The organism is Rhizobium sp. PRIMUS64 (assembly GCF_023006465.1).
Lineage (GTDB): Bacteria > Pseudomonadota > Alphaproteobacteria > Rhizobiales > Rhizobiaceae > Rhizobium > Rhizobium leguminosarum.
The window spans coordinates 1-15,616 of sequence record NZ_JALBGX010000148.1; the positions used below are offsets into that span (position 1 = coordinate 1).

Annotated in this window: 12 protein-coding genes and 1 pseudogene; 2 read left to right on the forward strand and 11 right to left on the reverse strand. The window is 61.6% G+C overall.

Translation table 11 applies throughout. The features are described from left to right. From pdxA to MOV76_RS33530, 6 genes are all read right to left on the reverse strand, one after another. A partial coding sequence (pdxA, locus tag MOV76_RS33505; RefSeq protein ID WP_247266136.1) for a 4-hydroxythreonine-4-phosphate dehydrogenase PdxA occupies window positions 1-989 on the reverse strand: 989 nt, incomplete at its 3' end. A gap of 6 nt (window positions 990-995) precedes the next feature. After that, on the reverse strand, window positions 996-1,940 hold the full coding sequence (locus MOV76_RS33510) for a peptidylprolyl isomerase (RefSeq protein ID WP_018241453.1): 945 nt from the start codon (window positions 1,938-1,940) through the stop codon (window positions 996-998). Between the two features lie 184 nt (window positions 1,941-2,124). Continuing rightward, complete coding sequence (locus MOV76_RS33515) at window positions 2,125-4,467, reverse strand: LPS-assembly protein LptD (RefSeq protein WP_247266137.1); 2,343 nt, start codon at window positions 4,465-4,467, stop codon at window positions 2,125-2,127. Continuing rightward, window positions 4,467-5,555 (reverse strand): LPS export ABC transporter permease LptG, encoded by a 1,089-nt coding sequence (gene lptG, locus MOV76_RS33520; protein WP_018241455.1) that lies wholly within the window; start codon window positions 5,553-5,555, stop codon window positions 4,467-4,469. Before lptG ends, MOV76_RS33515 begins: the two co-directional genes overlap by 1 nt. After that, entirely contained in the window at window positions 5,552-6,733 is a 1,182-nt protein-coding gene (gene lptF / locus MOV76_RS33525) for an LPS export ABC transporter permease LptF (RefSeq protein WP_026188342.1), read from the reverse strand. Before lptF ends, lptG begins: the two co-directional genes overlap by 4 nt. Before the next feature lie 100 nt (window positions 6,734-6,833). Beyond that, entirely contained in the window at window positions 6,834-7,607 is a 774-nt protein-coding gene (locus MOV76_RS33530; RefSeq protein ID WP_247266138.1) for a phosphatase PAP2 family protein, read from the reverse strand. A 144-nt stretch (window positions 7,608-7,751) separates the two neighbouring features. Here MOV76_RS33530 and MOV76_RS33535 point away from each other — a divergent pair, with 144 nt between their 5' ends. Then, the gene (locus tag MOV76_RS33535) at window positions 7,752-9,242 is read left to right on the forward strand and encodes a leucyl aminopeptidase (protein WP_193446078.1); all 1,491 of its coding nucleotides are present in this window, start codon (window positions 7,752-7,754) and stop codon (window positions 9,240-9,242) included. Beyond that, the gene (locus MOV76_RS33540) at window positions 9,242-9,691 is read left to right on the forward strand and encodes a DNA polymerase III subunit chi (protein WP_168319346.1); all 450 of its coding nucleotides are present in this window, start codon (window positions 9,242-9,244) and stop codon (window positions 9,689-9,691) included. Before MOV76_RS33535 ends, MOV76_RS33540 begins: the two co-directional genes overlap by 1 nt. 85 nt (window positions 9,692-9,776) lie before the next feature. On the opposite strand, the gene MOV76_RS33545 is transcribed toward MOV76_RS33540, so the two are convergent. From MOV76_RS33545 to MOV76_RS33565, 5 genes and pseudogenes are all read right to left on the reverse strand, one after another. After that, entirely contained in the window at window positions 9,777-10,280 is a 504-nt protein-coding gene (locus MOV76_RS33545; protein WP_018241460.1) for a hypothetical protein, read from the reverse strand. A gap of 72 nt (window positions 10,281-10,352) precedes the next feature. Beyond that, window positions 10,353-11,279, reverse strand: coding sequence for a Gfo/Idh/MocA family protein (locus MOV76_RS33550; RefSeq protein WP_047621543.1), 927 nt, complete (start codon window positions 11,277-11,279; stop codon window positions 10,353-10,355). Between the two features lie 98 nt (window positions 11,280-11,377). After that, window positions 11,378-13,420 carry a prolyl oligopeptidase family serine peptidase gene (locus MOV76_RS33555; protein ID WP_247266139.1) on the reverse strand — a complete coding sequence of 681 codons (2,043 nt, stop codon included), beginning with the start codon at window positions 13,418-13,420 and terminating at the stop codon, window positions 11,378-11,380. 54 nt (window positions 13,421-13,474) lie between these two features. Continuing rightward, the gene (locus MOV76_RS33560) at window positions 13,475-14,779 is read right to left on the reverse strand and encodes an LLM class flavin-dependent oxidoreductase (RefSeq protein ID WP_247266140.1); all 1,305 of its coding nucleotides are present in this window, start codon (window positions 14,777-14,779) and stop codon (window positions 13,475-13,477) included. Window positions 14,780-14,793: 14 nt separating this feature from the next. Then, window positions 14,794-15,546: pseudogene (locus MOV76_RS33565) on the reverse strand (MmgE/PrpD family protein); the annotation flags it as partial. Between the last annotated feature and the right edge of the window lie 70 nt (window positions 15,547-15,616).

Genomic DNA, 15,616 nt, shown 5'->3' on the forward strand with positions numbered 1-15,616 from the left:
AGCTTCAGCGCCGCAACGAGGCTCTGCTCGCGCGCCAGTCCCTTGCCGGCGATGCCGAAAGCGGTGCCGTGATCCGGCGAGGTGCGCACGAAGGGAAGCCCGAGCGTCACGTTGACGCTGTCGTCGAAACCAAGTGCCTTGGCTGGGATCAGTGCCTGGTCGTGATACATGCAGACGGCGACGTCGTATCGCGCCCGCGCCTCGTCATGGAACATCGTATCGGCGGGCAGGGGGCCGATCGCATCGATGCCCTCGTCGCGCAGGCGCTCGATCGCCGGTCGGATGATATCCTCGTCCTCCTTGCCGATCGCCCCACCTTCGCCCGCATGCGGGTTGAGGCCGGCAACGGCGAGCCGCGGCGTCTCGATGCCGAAACGCTGCCTCAGGTCTTCATGGGCGATCCGGCAGGTCTCCACGATCAGTTCGCCTGTCAGCGCCTGCGGCACGTCCCGGACTGGAATGTGGATGGTGACGGGAATCGCCCGGAGCTTCGGTCCTGATAACATCATCACCGGTGTCACCGGCCGGCCGGTCGCCCGGGCGGCGAGATCGGCGAGAAATTCGGTATGGCCGGGAAATCGGAAACCCGCCTCGTAGAGCACGGCTTTAGCGATGGGATTGGTGACGACCGCGAGCGCCTCGCCGGTGATGACAAGCGACACGGCTTTCTCGATCGCCGCGATCGTGCCTTTCGCCGTTGCTGCATGCGGCTCGCCGGCCACCACCTCGATACCGGCCGGTATGGTCATGACGGGCAGCGCGTCGGCAAACATGCCGGCTGCCTCGCTGGCTTTATCGGTCTCGCGGATCGAAACCGCCAGATTGAGCTGGCGGGCTCTCAGCGCCAAGACATCAGGATCGCCGATCAGGAAGAAAGGCGGCAGCCCGAGTTCACGCCGCCGGAGCCAGGCCATCAGAGTAATGTCCGGCCCGATGCCGGCGGGATCGCCCTGGGTCAGCGCAAGCGGTCGCGAAAACGGTATCACCATTGTCGGTCAGCGATAGGCGATCTGCGCCTTTTTGCGCAGTTCATCCAGGTATTTCTTGCTGTTTTCGTTTTCCGGGCTGGCGTCCTTGCCGCCCTTGGACTTGTCGAGATCTTCCTGGCGGAAGACCATTTCGGCGGCCTGGTCGTCGGAGACCTGCCGCTGGCTGCAGATTGCCAGGTATTCAACGCCCTTGTCGGTGACGCGGGTCCCTGTCGTGTTGCCCTTGGCCTGCTCGACCAACGGTTTCCAATCCGGCGGGATCTCGGGGGCGAGCATCCGGCCGAGATCGCGCACGGAAACGTCACGCATCGTCGCGGCAAATACCTTTGCCTGGTCGCAGCCCGGAAATTTCGAGCGCGACGCCTCGGCCTCGCCCTTGCGCTTGCCGGTGATGGCCCCGCGCTTGGCTTGCGGAATGACGAAGATGATCTGCTGCAGCATATATTCCGTCGTTACCGGCTTCTGCTTGTTGTTCTGCATCATGCGCGAGACGAGATCGTAGTTCGACAGCCGCGACGTCGAGCCGTAGCGGGCGTTGACCACACGCGGCCAGCTCATCTGCACGGCGATGAAACCCTTGAAATGGTCGACGCCGACACCGGCGCGATCGAGGATCTGCGACATCTGCTCGGGGGAAAGCTTGTTGCCGCTCGAAAAGCGCGCGAAAGACGCATCGACGTCCTGCTGCGAAACCGACATATGAACGCGGGCGACCTCCTGCCGCTTGAGCGCCTCGTCGATCAATTGCTCCTCAGCGGCCTTGGCATCGGCCTTCGTATGCTGCAGGCGCAGGAAGGCCTGGCGCTTGGCGACATCGCCGCTGGTGATGGCGGTGCCGTTCACCACCGCCTTGACTTCACTTGCCGCAAGCGCTGGACCGGCAAGGCCTGTCAGCAATGCAAGCGCTGCCCCGGCGAGGAACTTGGTTATGGCCTTTTTCGCGTCAATCATCTGTTGACCTCCCGATAGCGCCGCGAGACGTTGTTCGCGGCGTTCTTACCACAGTGCGAGACACGCGGAAATCGCTTCCATCACGGCGCGAAACCCCTATGCCTCAGATACCGACTGGCGGCAATGTCCTGCACAGGCATACGGCGAAAGAATGGCTTCAGGCCATGTTTGCGCCGACCGTCCGTCAGTTGAGGCCATCCGAGCTGTCTCCAGAATAGCCGACCTTGATGTCGCCGAGCGTGCGGAAGGTCAGCCGCGCGCCGATCGTCCAGTCGCTTGCCGACTCGTCGTCGGAATCCCTGCTGTCGGTATAGGCGATCGTGAAGATCGTGCATTCGTCCTCATAGGACAGGCCAAGCGTCCGGCGGCTAATCACATCATTGTTCAGATCCCAGGCGATGCCGCCGAAAATCGACCAGTAATCCTTGAACTTGATTTTGCTGCTGGTCTGGATCTCGTCATTGTCCTCGTCGAAGCCATATGCCGGCTGGGCGCTGAGATGGGTGAAGGTCACCTGCGAAGAGAAGGTGTCGTTCTGGTAGGCCGTCGTCAGGTCGCCGCGGCGGAAATCGAAATCCTTCTCGTCGAGGCGGTAGGAGGCGGTCACGGAAACGCCGTACGGTGTCTCGATGCCACCGAGGCCGACATAGTCGGAGCGAGTGGTTTCAAGGCCGGAATCGGCGCCGACATTGACGAGGTCATCGGTCGCAAACGAGTTCTGACCGGCGATCTGGTACGATTGGCCGAAAATGCCGTGCAGCTTGTAACCGCTGTCGAAAGTACCGGTGTACTGGATGCCGACATTGGCGCGGGTACCGCCTTCGACGCGGTCGTAGCCCGAGAATTTGTCGCGGTCGAACAGTGAGGTGGCGTCGAAGACGAAGCTTTGAGCATCCTCGTTCGGCAGGCGGCCTGCGAGTTGCTCGTCGGGGCGGGCATAGATCTGTGCGATCGGCTCGAGGACATGAGTGCTATTGTCAGTCGTCATCAGGATCGGATAACGCATCTCCAGCCCGGCCGTGACCATCGAGCGGGTGGCGGAATTGCCGTCGTCGTAGTTGCCGGCGTAACCTGTGGGATCGTCCATGTTCAGCGCGAAGGCGTCGCCGCGCGCGGCCAGCAGCGGCGTGATCACCAGGCCGGTCGGCGTGACGTAGGTGCGCTTCCACTGTAGCTCGGCAGTCAGCCGCGAGGTCTGACCCTTCAGGCCGCGGAAGCGGTCGAAGCCGTCGACGGTATAGAAGTCGTCATGGGTGCGCGAAATATTCGTCAGGTTGACATCAGCCGAAAGCTCGCCGCCTGCCAGCGGCTGCGGCGCCACATAGTGATAGTCGAGCGACGGATAGACGATCGCCTGCTGTTTTTCGGCAGTGTTCTTCCGGTCGGCATCCTGGACGTCGAAATAGAACGCCCGCATGTCGAAATAATTGCGTTTCCCAAGTCCCGTCAGGTAGATCTGGTTGGTACGATCGGTGCTGGTCAGGCCGCGCAGCTTGTAGGTGCGCGAGAAGTTGTTGTCGCTCTGCATCATGACGTCCCAGCCGAACGTCCAGCGCGGATTGATGCGGAACTCGGCCTTCGATGCCACCATGCCACGCTGGCCGGCTTCGGCATCGCTGGTGCCGGAGCTGAAATTGTCCGGCTTTGCCTGGTCTATACCGGCGACGCGCAGGATATGCGTGCCATTTTCGAAGCGCTGGCGGAATTCGCCTTCGACGAGGAAGCCCTGGGCGGTGTAGCCGGTGGCGGTGACCGTCGCGTCCATGCTCGGCGAGATCACATAATAATAAGGAACGGAAAGTCCGAAGCCAAGATTCTGCGACAGGCTCATCGTCGGGAAGAGAAAGCCCGACTTGCGCTTCACCGTATTGTCGGGAACTTCCATGACCGGCACGAAGGCGATCGGATAGCCGAGCAGCTCAAAGCGGGCTCTCTCCAGGCGGATCGTGTGGGTCACGCCGTTCTGGATCACACGCTTGGCCTTGACCTGCCAGAAGGGTGCGCGCTTCGGATCTTCGGCGCAAGGAAGGCAGGCCGTGTAGACGCCCTTGTTGAGAATCATCTGCGTGCCGCCGACGCGCTCGCCGGTTTCGGCGACGATACGGGTATTGTCGGCAGTTTCGATGCGCAGCGAGTTCATGAACCCGTCAGCGAAATTGTCGGTCACGTCAAGGTTGTCGGCATAGATGCGGTTGCCGTCGGGGCTGACCAGCTCGATATTGCCGATCGCCGTCATCCGGCCGGTCTTCTGATTGTACTCGACCTTCTGCGCGACCATCTTGTAGCCGGCATAATTGATCTGCACGCCGCCGACCGCCGACACCAGATCGGCGTCACGGTTATAGACGAGTTCATTGGCCGAAAGCAGAAGCTTGGCCTCTGCAGGAATCTTCTTCTCGATCGTTTGTTCGGGCGCGCTGACCTGGCCGTATGAGACCGGGACACTGCCGAAATAGGAACATAGAGTCGCGCCGACGAGCAGGGCAACCAGCTGTTTACTAAAATACTTGCGGTCGCCTACCGCCACTAGCCGTCCTCCTGATGAAGCAGAATAGTCGCACCCAAGGCCAGCGCGACGACCACCGGTATCCACGTCGCCACGAAGGGAGGCACGACTCCACTGCTTCCGAATGCCTTTACAAGCACGGTGATGACATAAAGCATGAAGCCCGAAAGGATGCCACCCAGAATCACGGAGCGGGATTGGTTGAACCGGCTAAATTTTAGAGACACTGTTGCAGCAATGAGAGTCATGGCCACCAGCAGCAATGGCTGGGACAACAGGGAGTTGAATTGCGTCTCCAACGCCTTGGTTGAGATGCCGAAGGATTTGGCCGCCGCAATCCGGTTGGAAAGGTCAAAGAAACCAATTGTTTCCGGCGCTGTCAGCCGCTCCTGGACGAAGTCCTGTTTCAGATTGGTGCGAAGTTGAACCGAAGCTTTACGCACCGGGATTTCGCCAGGCTGGCGCTCGACAACATTGTTAAGTTGCCAGTAACCATCTTCCAATTTTGCCGTGGCCGCGTCCTGTCTCAGAATGACCTGACCCCTTGAATCAAAATGGATCAGCACGGCGTCGATCAGCTTGGTTCCGTTATCCTGGACCGTCTGGGCGCCGATGATGACATCGTCCCGGCCACTGATCTGGCGCAGCCACGGAATCTGCGGGGCTTTGCGCAGAACCGCGTTCTCGCCGCGCCAGTCGGATTCGACCAGCAGTGCCTGGCGCTGTCCCCAGGCCGCAAGCGGGTTGAGCGCCGCCATCGTCAACAGGCCGAGCGCCAGCGAGCCGGCGATGAAGGGGAACATGAACTGCCAGACCGAAATCCCGGCTGCACGCGTCACGACGAGCTCATATTTGCGGTTGAGGCCGATCAGCACCGTCATGCCGACGAACAGCGCGATGAACGGCACCGTCTGCTGCAGGATGAGCGGCAGGCGCACGGCGGTCATCAGCACGCCGCCGCTGATCGTGTAGCCGGGCAGACCGGACATGCGGCCTGCCGTCTCGCTGAAATCGAGGAGGAAAGAAATCGCCGAGACGCCGATCAGGAACCAGCCCGTCGTTACTAGGTAGCGGCGAAAGAAATAACGCGACAATGTCCCGAACATCATTGGGCAGTGCCCCCGCCGGTCCTGCCGGTCGCGGCAAGCAGCCTTTCCTGCATCTGTCTCCAGAAAGACGAAATCCGGTCCCGAATGAACGAAGGCATGACCAGTCGTTTGTGCAGGCCGAGGAAGACGATCGAGACGATGCTGCTGACAATCGGTATGGCATAGAGGACGGCGATATATTCAGGGTCGGTGTCGATCTGATTGGCCGCGTAGAAGGCCGCCCATCGCATCGCGAAGGCATAGGCGAGAGCGCTCACCATCGGATGCAGCCGCGCTTCGCGGTGCGAGCGCGCATCGCCGGCGATCGCCAGTGAAAACAGGGCAAAGACAACGGGCAGGATCCAGTCCGTCAGCCGGCGGTGCAGTTCGGCGCGGTAGCTTTGCGGCCGGATCGTATAGTCCTTGTCGGCCGGATCTGGATTGAACAGGAACCACAGGTCACGGTCGCTGGCGCGCAACGTCGCCTGACCGCGACTCTCCGTCATGTCCGAGAGGTCGAAGGAATAGGAATCGAAATTGATGACCGAGACGTTGCCATCGGGTGTTTTGCGGTGCACTTCGCCTTCATGCATGATCAGGGTCGTGCCCGTATCGTCGACGGCGCCTTCCTTCGCATAATAGATCAGTTCGTAGGCCGGATCGCGCTCGTCGGCGACGAAAAGGCCCTTCAGCATGCGGCCGGCCATCCGCTGCGAGATCTGCACATAGAGGCCTTCATCAAGCTTGCGGAAGGTCTTTTCCTCGATCACCGAAGAGAGGAGATCAGCATAGGTCTCGGCGATCATCTGGCGCACGACGGTTTTTGCGCGCGGCTCGACGACGTTGTCGACGAAGAAGGAAAAGACGCTGATGACGGCGGCAAGCAGCAGGATCGGGCGGATCAACACGCTGCGCCGCGCCCCGGCCGCGTCGATGACGGTCAGCTCGGAATCGTTGTTCATCGTCGTCAGCGTCTGGGTGATCGCGATAACGAGGGCGAAGGGCAGCACGACGGGAATGATCGACGGCAGGATCATCGTTGCGAGCTTGGCGAACGAGCCGATCGACTGGCCGCTGTCGGTAACCAGATTGATGCGCTGCAGAACCTGAGTCGTCCAAATGATCGCCAGAACGGGCAGGAGCGCCACGAGAAACATCTGGCCGACGCGCCGCAATATGTATGTCTCGAGTAGTTTCATGCCTGCCCTTGAAAGCACCTGCACGCCCAAACGGCTTTGCAGGAGAATCCCTCTACGCTCTTTGTCGCGCTTTTGCGACAAGCTGGTGTCAAAAATTCATTCAAATTTCAGAATTTTTTTGATGCTGTTGCGACTCAGTTAACGCCAGCAACGCGGCGAAGACGACAAGCGACGAAAGCCATCCAAGAACGACGTCGGAAAGATAGTGCGCGCCGAAGGATAGCCGCATCGCCGGGGTGAGGATCGAGATCGCCGCCACAGGCGCCGCCAGCGTATAACGCAGGGGCTTCGGAACGAAGAGCAGAAGGCAGAAGAGCCAGCCGGCGCTTGCTGCCTCGCCTGATATGAACGAACAGTTCGAAACGCATTTCCCGGCAAGCGAACCTGCCTCGGTGAAATGCAGCGCACCGCCGAAAATGTCCGTCTGTATCGGTCGCGGCCGGCCCCAATGCTCCTTCAGGATGACATTGACGAGCAGCACCGGCCCGATCAGCAGCGTTCCGAGCGCGACTTTGAGCTTCTGCGCCCGCTCGGCGTTAAAGGTTGCGCCATGCTGCTGGTAGCATTCGACGAGTTTCCACAGCATCACGATCGCCACCACATAGGGCAAGCGGAAGAAGAGGGTGCGCAGCAGGTCGAAGGCCGCGACGTCGCGATAGGGAAAGCCGCCGCAGATGCTCCCGGCGGCGGCAGCCGCGTCGCAATCTGCGCCTACGAAAAAAAGCTGGGAAAAATAGATGTCTATTTCGGGGAAAGCCCGGAAGACGGCAAGCAGCGCCCACCACGTCCAAAACAGCAGCATGAATGCACCGAAAGTCGTTTTCGGCAGGCGGATTGCGAGGTCCCGCCATCGATTTTTCGAAAAAACTGTCAACGCGAATATCTACGAAACTGACGAAAACATGAGGGCCGTGATGGCCGCGGGCGACCATAACAATTGTCGCAAGCCATTGACAGACCCGCTAAACGCGAAATTATCCGCCAGGGACGGATTTCAAAGAATCCCAGCGGAGAAGACATGTCAGTAAAGATGGAAATTTCATTCTCGAAATCGGCGAAGCTCAGTGGCGGCCTGGCGATCCTGTTGAAGACTGCGGAGGCCGACAGCGCTGCCGGTGCCGAAACAGTCGACCCGGCAGGCGTGATCGCCAAGGCTGCCAGGATCGCCCGATTCTCCGCGAAATCCATGGGCGCGCTCGATATTGTCGCCCCCGAAGGCGCGTCCGTCGACCGCATCGTTGTTATCGGGCTTGGCAAGCTCGCCGAACTCACCGCCCATGACTGGCTGAAGGCCGGCGGTGCCGCAGCATCGAGAATCAAGAATACCGATAAGGCCGCTGTCTTCATCGACGTGCCCGGGCTCGAGACGAGCGCCCGGGCAGCCGCCGATTTCGCGCTGGGTATGCTGCTACGCGCCTATAGCTTCGATACCTACAAGACAAAGAAGGGCGACGAGGAGGAAAAACCGGCGAAATCCGTCAAGGTGACGATCGTCACCGCCGATCCGGGTGGTGCCAAGAAGGCGTTTTCCGATTCCGAAGCGATCGCCGGTGGCGTCAATCTTGCCCGTGACCTCGTCAACGAACCACCGAACGTGCTCGGCCCCGTCGAGTTCGCCGCCAAGGCGAAGGAGCTGGAAAAGCTCGGCGTCGAAGTGGAAATCCTGACGGAGCGGGAGATGCGCCGTCTTGGGATGGGCGCTCTTCTCGGCGTCGCCCAGGGCTCCGTGCGCCCGCCGCGCCTGGCGGTCATGCAGTGGAAGGGCGGCAAGGGCAAGGATCGTCCCGTTGCCTTCATCGGCAAGGGTGTCGTCTTCGATACCGGCGGCATTTCGATCAAGCCGGCCGCCGGCATGGAGGACATGAAGGGCGATATGGGCGGTGCGGCAGCCGTCACCGGCCTCATGCATGTGCTCGCCTCCCGCAAGGCTGCCGTCAACGCGGTCGGCATCATCGGCCTGGTCGAGAACATGCCTGACGGTAACGCCCAGCGTCCAGGCGACATCGTCACGTCGATGTCCGGCCAGACGATCGAGGTGATCAACACCGATGCCGAGGGTCGCCTCGTGCTCTGCGATGCGCTCTGGTACTGCAACGACCGCTTCAAGCCGCAGTTCATGATCAATCTCGCCACGCTGACCGGGGCGATCGTCGTGGCGCTCGGCAATGTGCATGCCGGCTTGTTCTCCAATGACGACCAGCTTTCCGCCCAACTGACGGCAGCCGGCCTTTCGAGCAATGAGAAGCTTTGGCGCATGCCGCTCGGCAGGGACTACGACAAGCTGATCGACAGCAAGTTCGCCGATATGAAAAACACCGGCGGGCGACAGGCGGGCTCGATCACGGCGGCGCATTTCCTCAAGCGCTTCGTGCAGGAGACGCCTTGGGCGCATCTCGATATTGCCGGCACGGCGATGGGCTCGCCGCAGGACGAGATCAACCAGTCCTGGGGTTCCGGCTTCGGCGTCCGCCTGCTCGATGAGCTCGTTCGCGCCCATTATGAATCCTGATGACGGACGTTCTCTTCTATCATCTGACCGAAACCAGGCTGGAGGACGCGCTTCCGCCGCTCATCGACAAATGCGTCGAGCGCGGCTGGCGCGTTGCCGTCCAGACGCGTGAGCCGGCGCGGCGTGACGCTCTCGATCAGCATCTTTGGACTTTCCGCGAGGAGAGCTTCCTGCCGCACGGCACCGACGAGGCGGATTTTGCCGAAAGCCAGCCGGTGCTTTTGACGGTCACATCAGGCAATGCCAATGCGGCGACCGTGCGTTTCATCGTCGACGGCGCCGAGCCGCCGCCGGCCGATGCCTATGAGCGAATCGTCTTCATGTTCGACGGTCACGACCAGGCGCAGCTGGAAGCCGCCCGTGCGCAATGGAAGAAGCTGAAGGGCGAGGGGCATAACCTCACCTATTGGCAGCAGACGTCAGAGGGGCGGTGGGAGAAAAAGGCCTGAGCGGTTTACCGCGACACGACGCTGTAACACTTTGAATTGTTGCATGAAGTCGTCCAACTTCCCTCTCACCGGCCGATGGAAGCCATTACCCGTTCGACCCTTTGTCCTCGTCGAGGTTCGTCAGGATGTTGAGGGGGACGATCCCTCCCGCACCTTCCGACGGATTGAGCGCCTCCACTGCCAAAACCCGCTTTCCGCTCGGACTGACGAAAGCGAATGCCCACGCGCTGTCGGCAAAAGGGCTGACCGGCATTTCCGCCCAGCCGGCTTGATGGACAAGGCGTTCGGCATAATAAGCCTTGATGCTCTGCGGGTTGGTGGTGCTGTCGAGATTGCGCGCCAGGATACGCACGGATTTCTCTCCGAACCGCCCTTCCAGTTGGTCCAGCACCTTTTTGGTGGCCTGCCAATCCTGGGCCTGGGTCGCCGATCCGAAGGAATATTCCTCGGATCGGGAAACGCCCGGTGCATCAGGAGGCATGACGACCTGTTCGCCCGAACAGGCTGCAAGGCCGAGAAGCGGCACCGCAAGGATGCCAATCTTCAACACGCGGAAAAATCGGCCCATGCGGCGGATTTTGTTGCTCATGAGCGGCTGCCCCCGAACATTATTGCCATAGGCCGGCAAATCTTGCCGGTTTCTATGACGTTATTGCGACCCTCAGTCGTGGAACGCGTCGACGAACTTCCGCTTGCCGAGCATGAAGGCGTCGGCGACGTGGCGTAGCGGCGCGAGGTCGACATCCGATTTGCCGGCCTTGATGATTTCGGCGAAGCGACGGTAGAGCGAGGGATATTCCTGCTCCGGCTCGGCGAATCTCAGCGCGCCGTCGATCAGAAGCTTGGCGCCGCCCTCGGCGAGCACCATCTGGCCGGCTGCCGTCTCCGCGACGATGTCCCAGCTTTGCTTGCCGGTCTGAAGCCAGTCGAATTCGGCGTGAACCGGCAGGCCATCGGCATTGCGGAAGTGAATGTCGGCCGCGATCGGCGCATCGCGATTCTCGGGAAATTCGAGCACGGCCTCGGTGATGAAGATCGGCCGCGGCAGGATATGGGTGACGATCGACAGCGCATTGATGCCGGGATCGAAAACGCCGAGGCCGCCGGCCTGCCAGATCCATTCCTGGTTCGGATGCCAGTGGCGGACATCCTCCTTCCAGATCACATGCACGCTTTTGATCGTTGTCGAGGCAAGAAACGCCTTGGCGGCCTCGACGGCCGGCGCGTAGCGCGAATGCCAGCTGGCAAAGAGCGACGCCCCCTGCTTGCTCGCCAGTGCTTCGAGATCGGCCACTTCGCTCAGCGTGGCGCCGGGCGGCTTTTCCAGGAAGACGTGCTTGCCGGCGACGAGCGCCTTATAGGCTGCCTCGTAGCGGTATTGCGGCGGCATGCAGAGCGAAACGGCATCGATCGAGGGCTCGGCGTCGAGCATCGCTTCGATCGTCGTATAGCTCTTGACGCCTTCGACCGTGCCGTGGCGGCTTGCCGTGGCGACGAGCGCGAAATCCGGGTTCTTGGCGATGGAGGGAAGGTGCTGGTCGCGGACGATCTTGCCGACGCCGACGATGGCGAGATTGATAGGAGACATGGTGTTTCGCTCGAGCCTGTATGAAAAGTATGATTATTGACGCGTTTGTATCAGAAAGAGGCGTGCCGACAAGCTCTCCTCCTTCATTCTATGGCATCCTATCGCATGATAGTTTGGCGAAGGAAGCTGTAACCCATCGCTGCGCGGGCGGCGCGCTCTTCGGAATTGCCGTCGCTGCCATGCCCGCCGGAGCCGAATTCATGGAAGAGCGGCCGGTGTCCTTCTTCCTCCAGCCGCGCGGCAAAGCGGCGCGCATGCGAGGGATGCACACGATCGTCATTGGCCGAGCTTTCGACATAGATCGGCGGATAGGTGACCTGTGTCGCCGGCCTGACATTGTGAATCGGCGAATAGCCGAGCATGAAATCCCGGTCCACCGGCGTGTCCGGGTCGCCGTATTCGTCCATCCAGGCTTGCCCTGCGCTGAACAGGTGGAAGCGTGTCATATCGAGAACCGGCACCTGGCACCAGACAGCGCCGAAATCATCGGGATAGCGCGTCAGCATCACGCCGGTCAGCAGACCGCCATTGCTGCCGCCCTGGCAGGCGATTCGCGATGCCACGGTATAGCCGCGGGCGACGAGATCGCGGGCGATGGCGACGAAATCGGCAAACGCCCGGTCTCGCCCCTGCCGCTTGGCGCTGCGATACCAGTCGGGACCGAATTCGCCGCCGCCGCGGATATAGGCCTGCACATAGGCGCCGCCTTGCTCCAGCCAGCGTCCTGTTACCCCGGAATAGTTCGGCGATAGCGAAACATCAAAGCCGCCATAGCCGTAAAGCAGTACCGGCAGCGCGCCCTTGGTCCAGTGCTTCGGCAGGACCAGCCGGTAGGCAACCTTCGTTCCGTCCTCGGAAACAGCCTCCAGCAGTTCGGATGACATATCGGTCGCATCGAAATAGCTCGGCGCTGTGGCGACGAAAATCGGTTCGGCCTGCTTGCCGCGATCCGACAGCTCGAGGCGGTAACAGGCCGGAGGCTGCAGGAAGCCCTGGCCGACGATGTAGAGCGTATCGTCGCCAAGATGCAGATCCGCATGGAGCGGCCTGAAATGAGCCGTCTGCATGTCCGCCGGCAATGCGATCTCGCGCTGCTCGGCGTCGGGCCTCGTCAGGTCCAGCACCACGAGACGCGGACGCAGCCGATCGGAGATGAGGAAGACGCACCACTCGCGCATCAGCATCATCTGCGAGACGGACTGGCCCGCGGCAGGCTGAAACAGGATGCGCTGCGGCCCAAGCAGGGCTGTCTCCGATCGGGGATCAAAGCGCTGCAGCACGAGGCTGCCGGTTGCAACGCGCTCATCGGTCTTTGCCCGCCAAAGGCAATGATCATGATTGAACTGGAAATCGGCTTCCTTAGGCAGATCGATGCGCCGCTGCGTGCCGTCGTTGGCGATCAGGAAAGCGCTGGCGACGCCGATCTCGTGGGCGGCGACGAAAATGTCGATCAATCCATGATCCGCCGAAGCGCCTGATAGAGCAGGGTCGATGACGAGATTGAAGCCGTAGACGTCCTCATCTGCTGCTTCGAACATGACGGCGGCCTCTTCCGGTCGCTGCCCGCGCTTCAATCGCCGCCCGACCCGTGGCCATCCAGAACGGGTCGCCGAAAATCGGTCGATAGAGCCGAAATAGCAGATTTCGTCCGGGCTCAGCCAATTGGCATGCGATCGCGCGGCCGGCGTATCGAAGCCACCCTCGACGATCTGCTTGCTCTCGGCGTCGAATTCAAGCAGCCGGAGAAGGTCGGAGCCGCCGTCCGAAAGTGTGAGCAGTACCCGTGTCGGCTCCCATGGGCAGGTGACGGCGCCGCGCCAGTTCCAGCGCTTGCCTTCGCGCACGCAGAAGGCATCGAGATCGAAGACCGGTTCCCAGCCGGCATCGGGCAAGGGCTGCTGATCCGCGGGCAGGCGGAGCCAGACGCCGAGCGGATTATCCTTGCTCTGCCGGAAATCGAACAGCCACCCGCCTCGGCGCATCGGGACAATCAGCCTGTCCTGCCGTTCGATCAATGCTTTTATCGCATCGCGATCCCTAGCGAATTCCGGTGTTCTCAGTGCCTTGTCGGAAAGCCCGTTATGTTCGTCGATGAATTGGCGGGTACGCGGATCGTCGTCCGTTTCGAGATGAAGGTTCATGTTCGACCTGCCTGATTCCATTGACGTGGTGTATCTAGCCAATATTTCGCACAGTTAGGGCGAAAATAGTGCCGGCCGCGCGAGGCCGAGATGCTCGCGCAGTGTCGAGCCATCATATTGGGTGCGGAACAGGCCGCGTTCCTGCAGGATTGGCACGACCATCTGCGTGAAGTCTTCGAGCCCTTCGGGAAAAAACGGCGGCATGACGTTGAAGCCGTCGGCGGCGCGGCTTTCAAACCATTGCTGCATCCGGTCGGCGATCTCGACCGGCGTGCCAAGCACGATATGGTGGCCGCGGCCGGCGGCAACGCGCAGCGCCAACTGACGGATGGTCAGGTTCTCGCGCCTTGCAAGCGCGGTCAGCAATTCGGCACGGCTGCGCAACTGGTCGGAGATCGGAAGGTCCGGCAGAGGGCCATCGACATCGTAATCGGCAAGGCTGTGGCCGATGCGTTCTTCCAGAAGCGGCATGGCGCTTTTGATGTCAGTCCACTTGTCGAGTTCTGCAAGCTTGTCCGCGGCTTCCCTGGCGGTGCGGCCGATCACCGGCAGGAAGCCCGGCATGATGGCGACCTCGTCCGGCTGACGTCCGAAGCGCGCGACGCGCTCCTTGACGCTCTTGTAGAAGGCCTGCGCCTCTTCGAGGCTCTGCTGCGCGGTGAACACCACGTCGGCGGTGCGGGCGGCAAGATCCTGGCCGGGGCCGGATGAGCCGGCCTGGATCAGGATCGGATGGCCCTGCGGTGCGCGCGGAATGTTCAGCGGCCCCTTGACTGAGAAATACTTGCCCTTGTGATCGAGCACATGGAGCTTGGCAGGGTCGGCATAGACGCCGCTCTGCTTGTCCTTGACGAAGGCGTCGTCATCCCAGCTGTCCCACAGTCCGCGCACGACGTCGACGAATTCCTCGGCCACGGCGTAACGCTCATCGTGCTCCGGGTGCGCCTTGGAGAAATTGTTCGCCGTGCGGGCATAGGATGTCGTGACCACGTTCCAGGCGGCCCGGCCGTGGCTCAAGTGGTCAATCGAGGCGAAGGCGCGGGCAGTGTGATAGGGCTCCCCATAGGTCGTGGATGCGGTTGCCGCGAGGCCGATCTTGTCTGTCACCACGGCGAGCGCCGAAAGCAGCGTCAAAGGCTCGAAACGCGCGATCGTCGAGGGATGAGCATCGATGCCGCTGGTCAATCCGTCGGCCAGAAAGACCATGTCGAATTTCGCTGCTTCGGCGATCTGGGACACGCGTCTCAGCAAGTCGAAATTCTCGCTTCCCGCCTCGGCGTGAGGATGACGCCAGCCGGATACGTGGTGGCCGGCCCCTTGCAGAAACAGGCCCAGGTGGATTTCTCTTTTGCGAGTCATGACAATATCCTTCGTCATTCTGGATTTTGGGCGGCATCCTGGTTGAGCAGCGCCAGAAGTTGGCGAAGGTCGGCCGTGCTGCTCATTGTCCGGACGAGCGACGGGACATCCGCGAAGGCGGGATTGCGCGCAGTTGCGTCGCGAAATTTTTCGGACGGATCGCTCAGCCCCGGCAGGCCGTCGAAGCGGCGCTGTATCGCGCTGCCGTCGCGAAGCACGATATCGACGATCACGAAGCGGGTGCGTGGATCGCTCGACATGCGCGGCGCAGTCTCGTCGTGGCGGCGGCCGGCGCTCCGGGCAAGGTCCATCAGGCGCGGCAAGACAGGCCGCTCGTCGAAATGGTCGAGCCGCAGAGCCCCGTCGATGAGGGCGGCGGCGAACACGTATTCGGGACTGAAGCGTGCCTCGATCCCATTGCCGGGCTTGCTCACCATCAGGGCGGCATCGGCGCCGGGCGGGTAGGTGAAGGTGATATACTCGATCGCATCAGCCTCTAGACCTTCCCGGTTGAGGTCGATGCCGAGAGACGCGACCGGATGGCTGGCGGTGCAGCAGGGATAGGCCTTCAGCGTCAGCCCGGGCGTCACGATCTGCCATGGCGAACCCCAGTTCTCGGTCACGGCGGACGGGCGTTCCGCGCCGAAAGCATAGACCGAATGGAAGCCGACCGGATTGTCGAGGAAATCCGGCGCGCCGCCGAAACCTGCAGCGGCCATCCTCGCCGACAGGAGCCCGGATCGCGCCGCCATGCCGGCGTGGAAAGGAGGGACTGTACCCACTAGGCGGGCGCGGGCACGCTAGGATAGGGGTCGGGGCGCATCGAATCTAGAGCCA

Excerpts from the sequence above, each read along its gene's own strand:
- MOV76_RS33535 (WP_193446078.1), top strand. The coding sequence starts at position 7,752 with ATGTCAGTAAAGATGGAAATTTCATTCTCGAAATCGGCGAAGCTCAGT.
- MOV76_RS33560 (WP_247266140.1), bottom strand. The coding sequence starts at position 14,779 with ATGACTCGCAAAAGAGAAATCCACCTGGGCCTGTTTCTGCAAGGGGCC.
- lptF (WP_026188342.1), bottom strand. The coding sequence starts at position 6,733 with ATGAAACTACTCGAGACATACATATTGCGGCGCGTCGGCCAGATGTTT.
- MOV76_RS33510 (WP_018241453.1), bottom strand. The coding sequence starts at position 1,940 with ATGATTGACGCGAAAAAGGCCATAACCAAGTTCCTCGCCGGGGCAGCG.
- MOV76_RS33545 (WP_018241460.1), bottom strand. The coding sequence starts at position 10,280 with ATGAGCAACAAAATCCGCCGCATGGGCCGATTTTTCCGCGTGTTGAAG.
- MOV76_RS33555 (WP_247266139.1), bottom strand. The coding sequence starts at position 13,420 with ATGAACCTTCATCTCGAAACGGACGACGATCCGCGTACCCGCCAATTC.
- lptG (WP_018241455.1), bottom strand. The coding sequence starts at position 5,555 with ATGATGTTCGGGACATTGTCGCGTTATTTCTTTCGCCGCTACCTAGTA.
- MOV76_RS33540 (WP_168319346.1), top strand. The coding sequence starts at position 9,242 with ATGACGGACGTTCTCTTCTATCATCTGACCGAAACCAGGCTGGAGGAC.
- MOV76_RS33550 (WP_047621543.1), bottom strand. The coding sequence starts at position 11,279 with ATGTCTCCTATCAATCTCGCCATCGTCGGCGTCGGCAAGATCGTCCGC.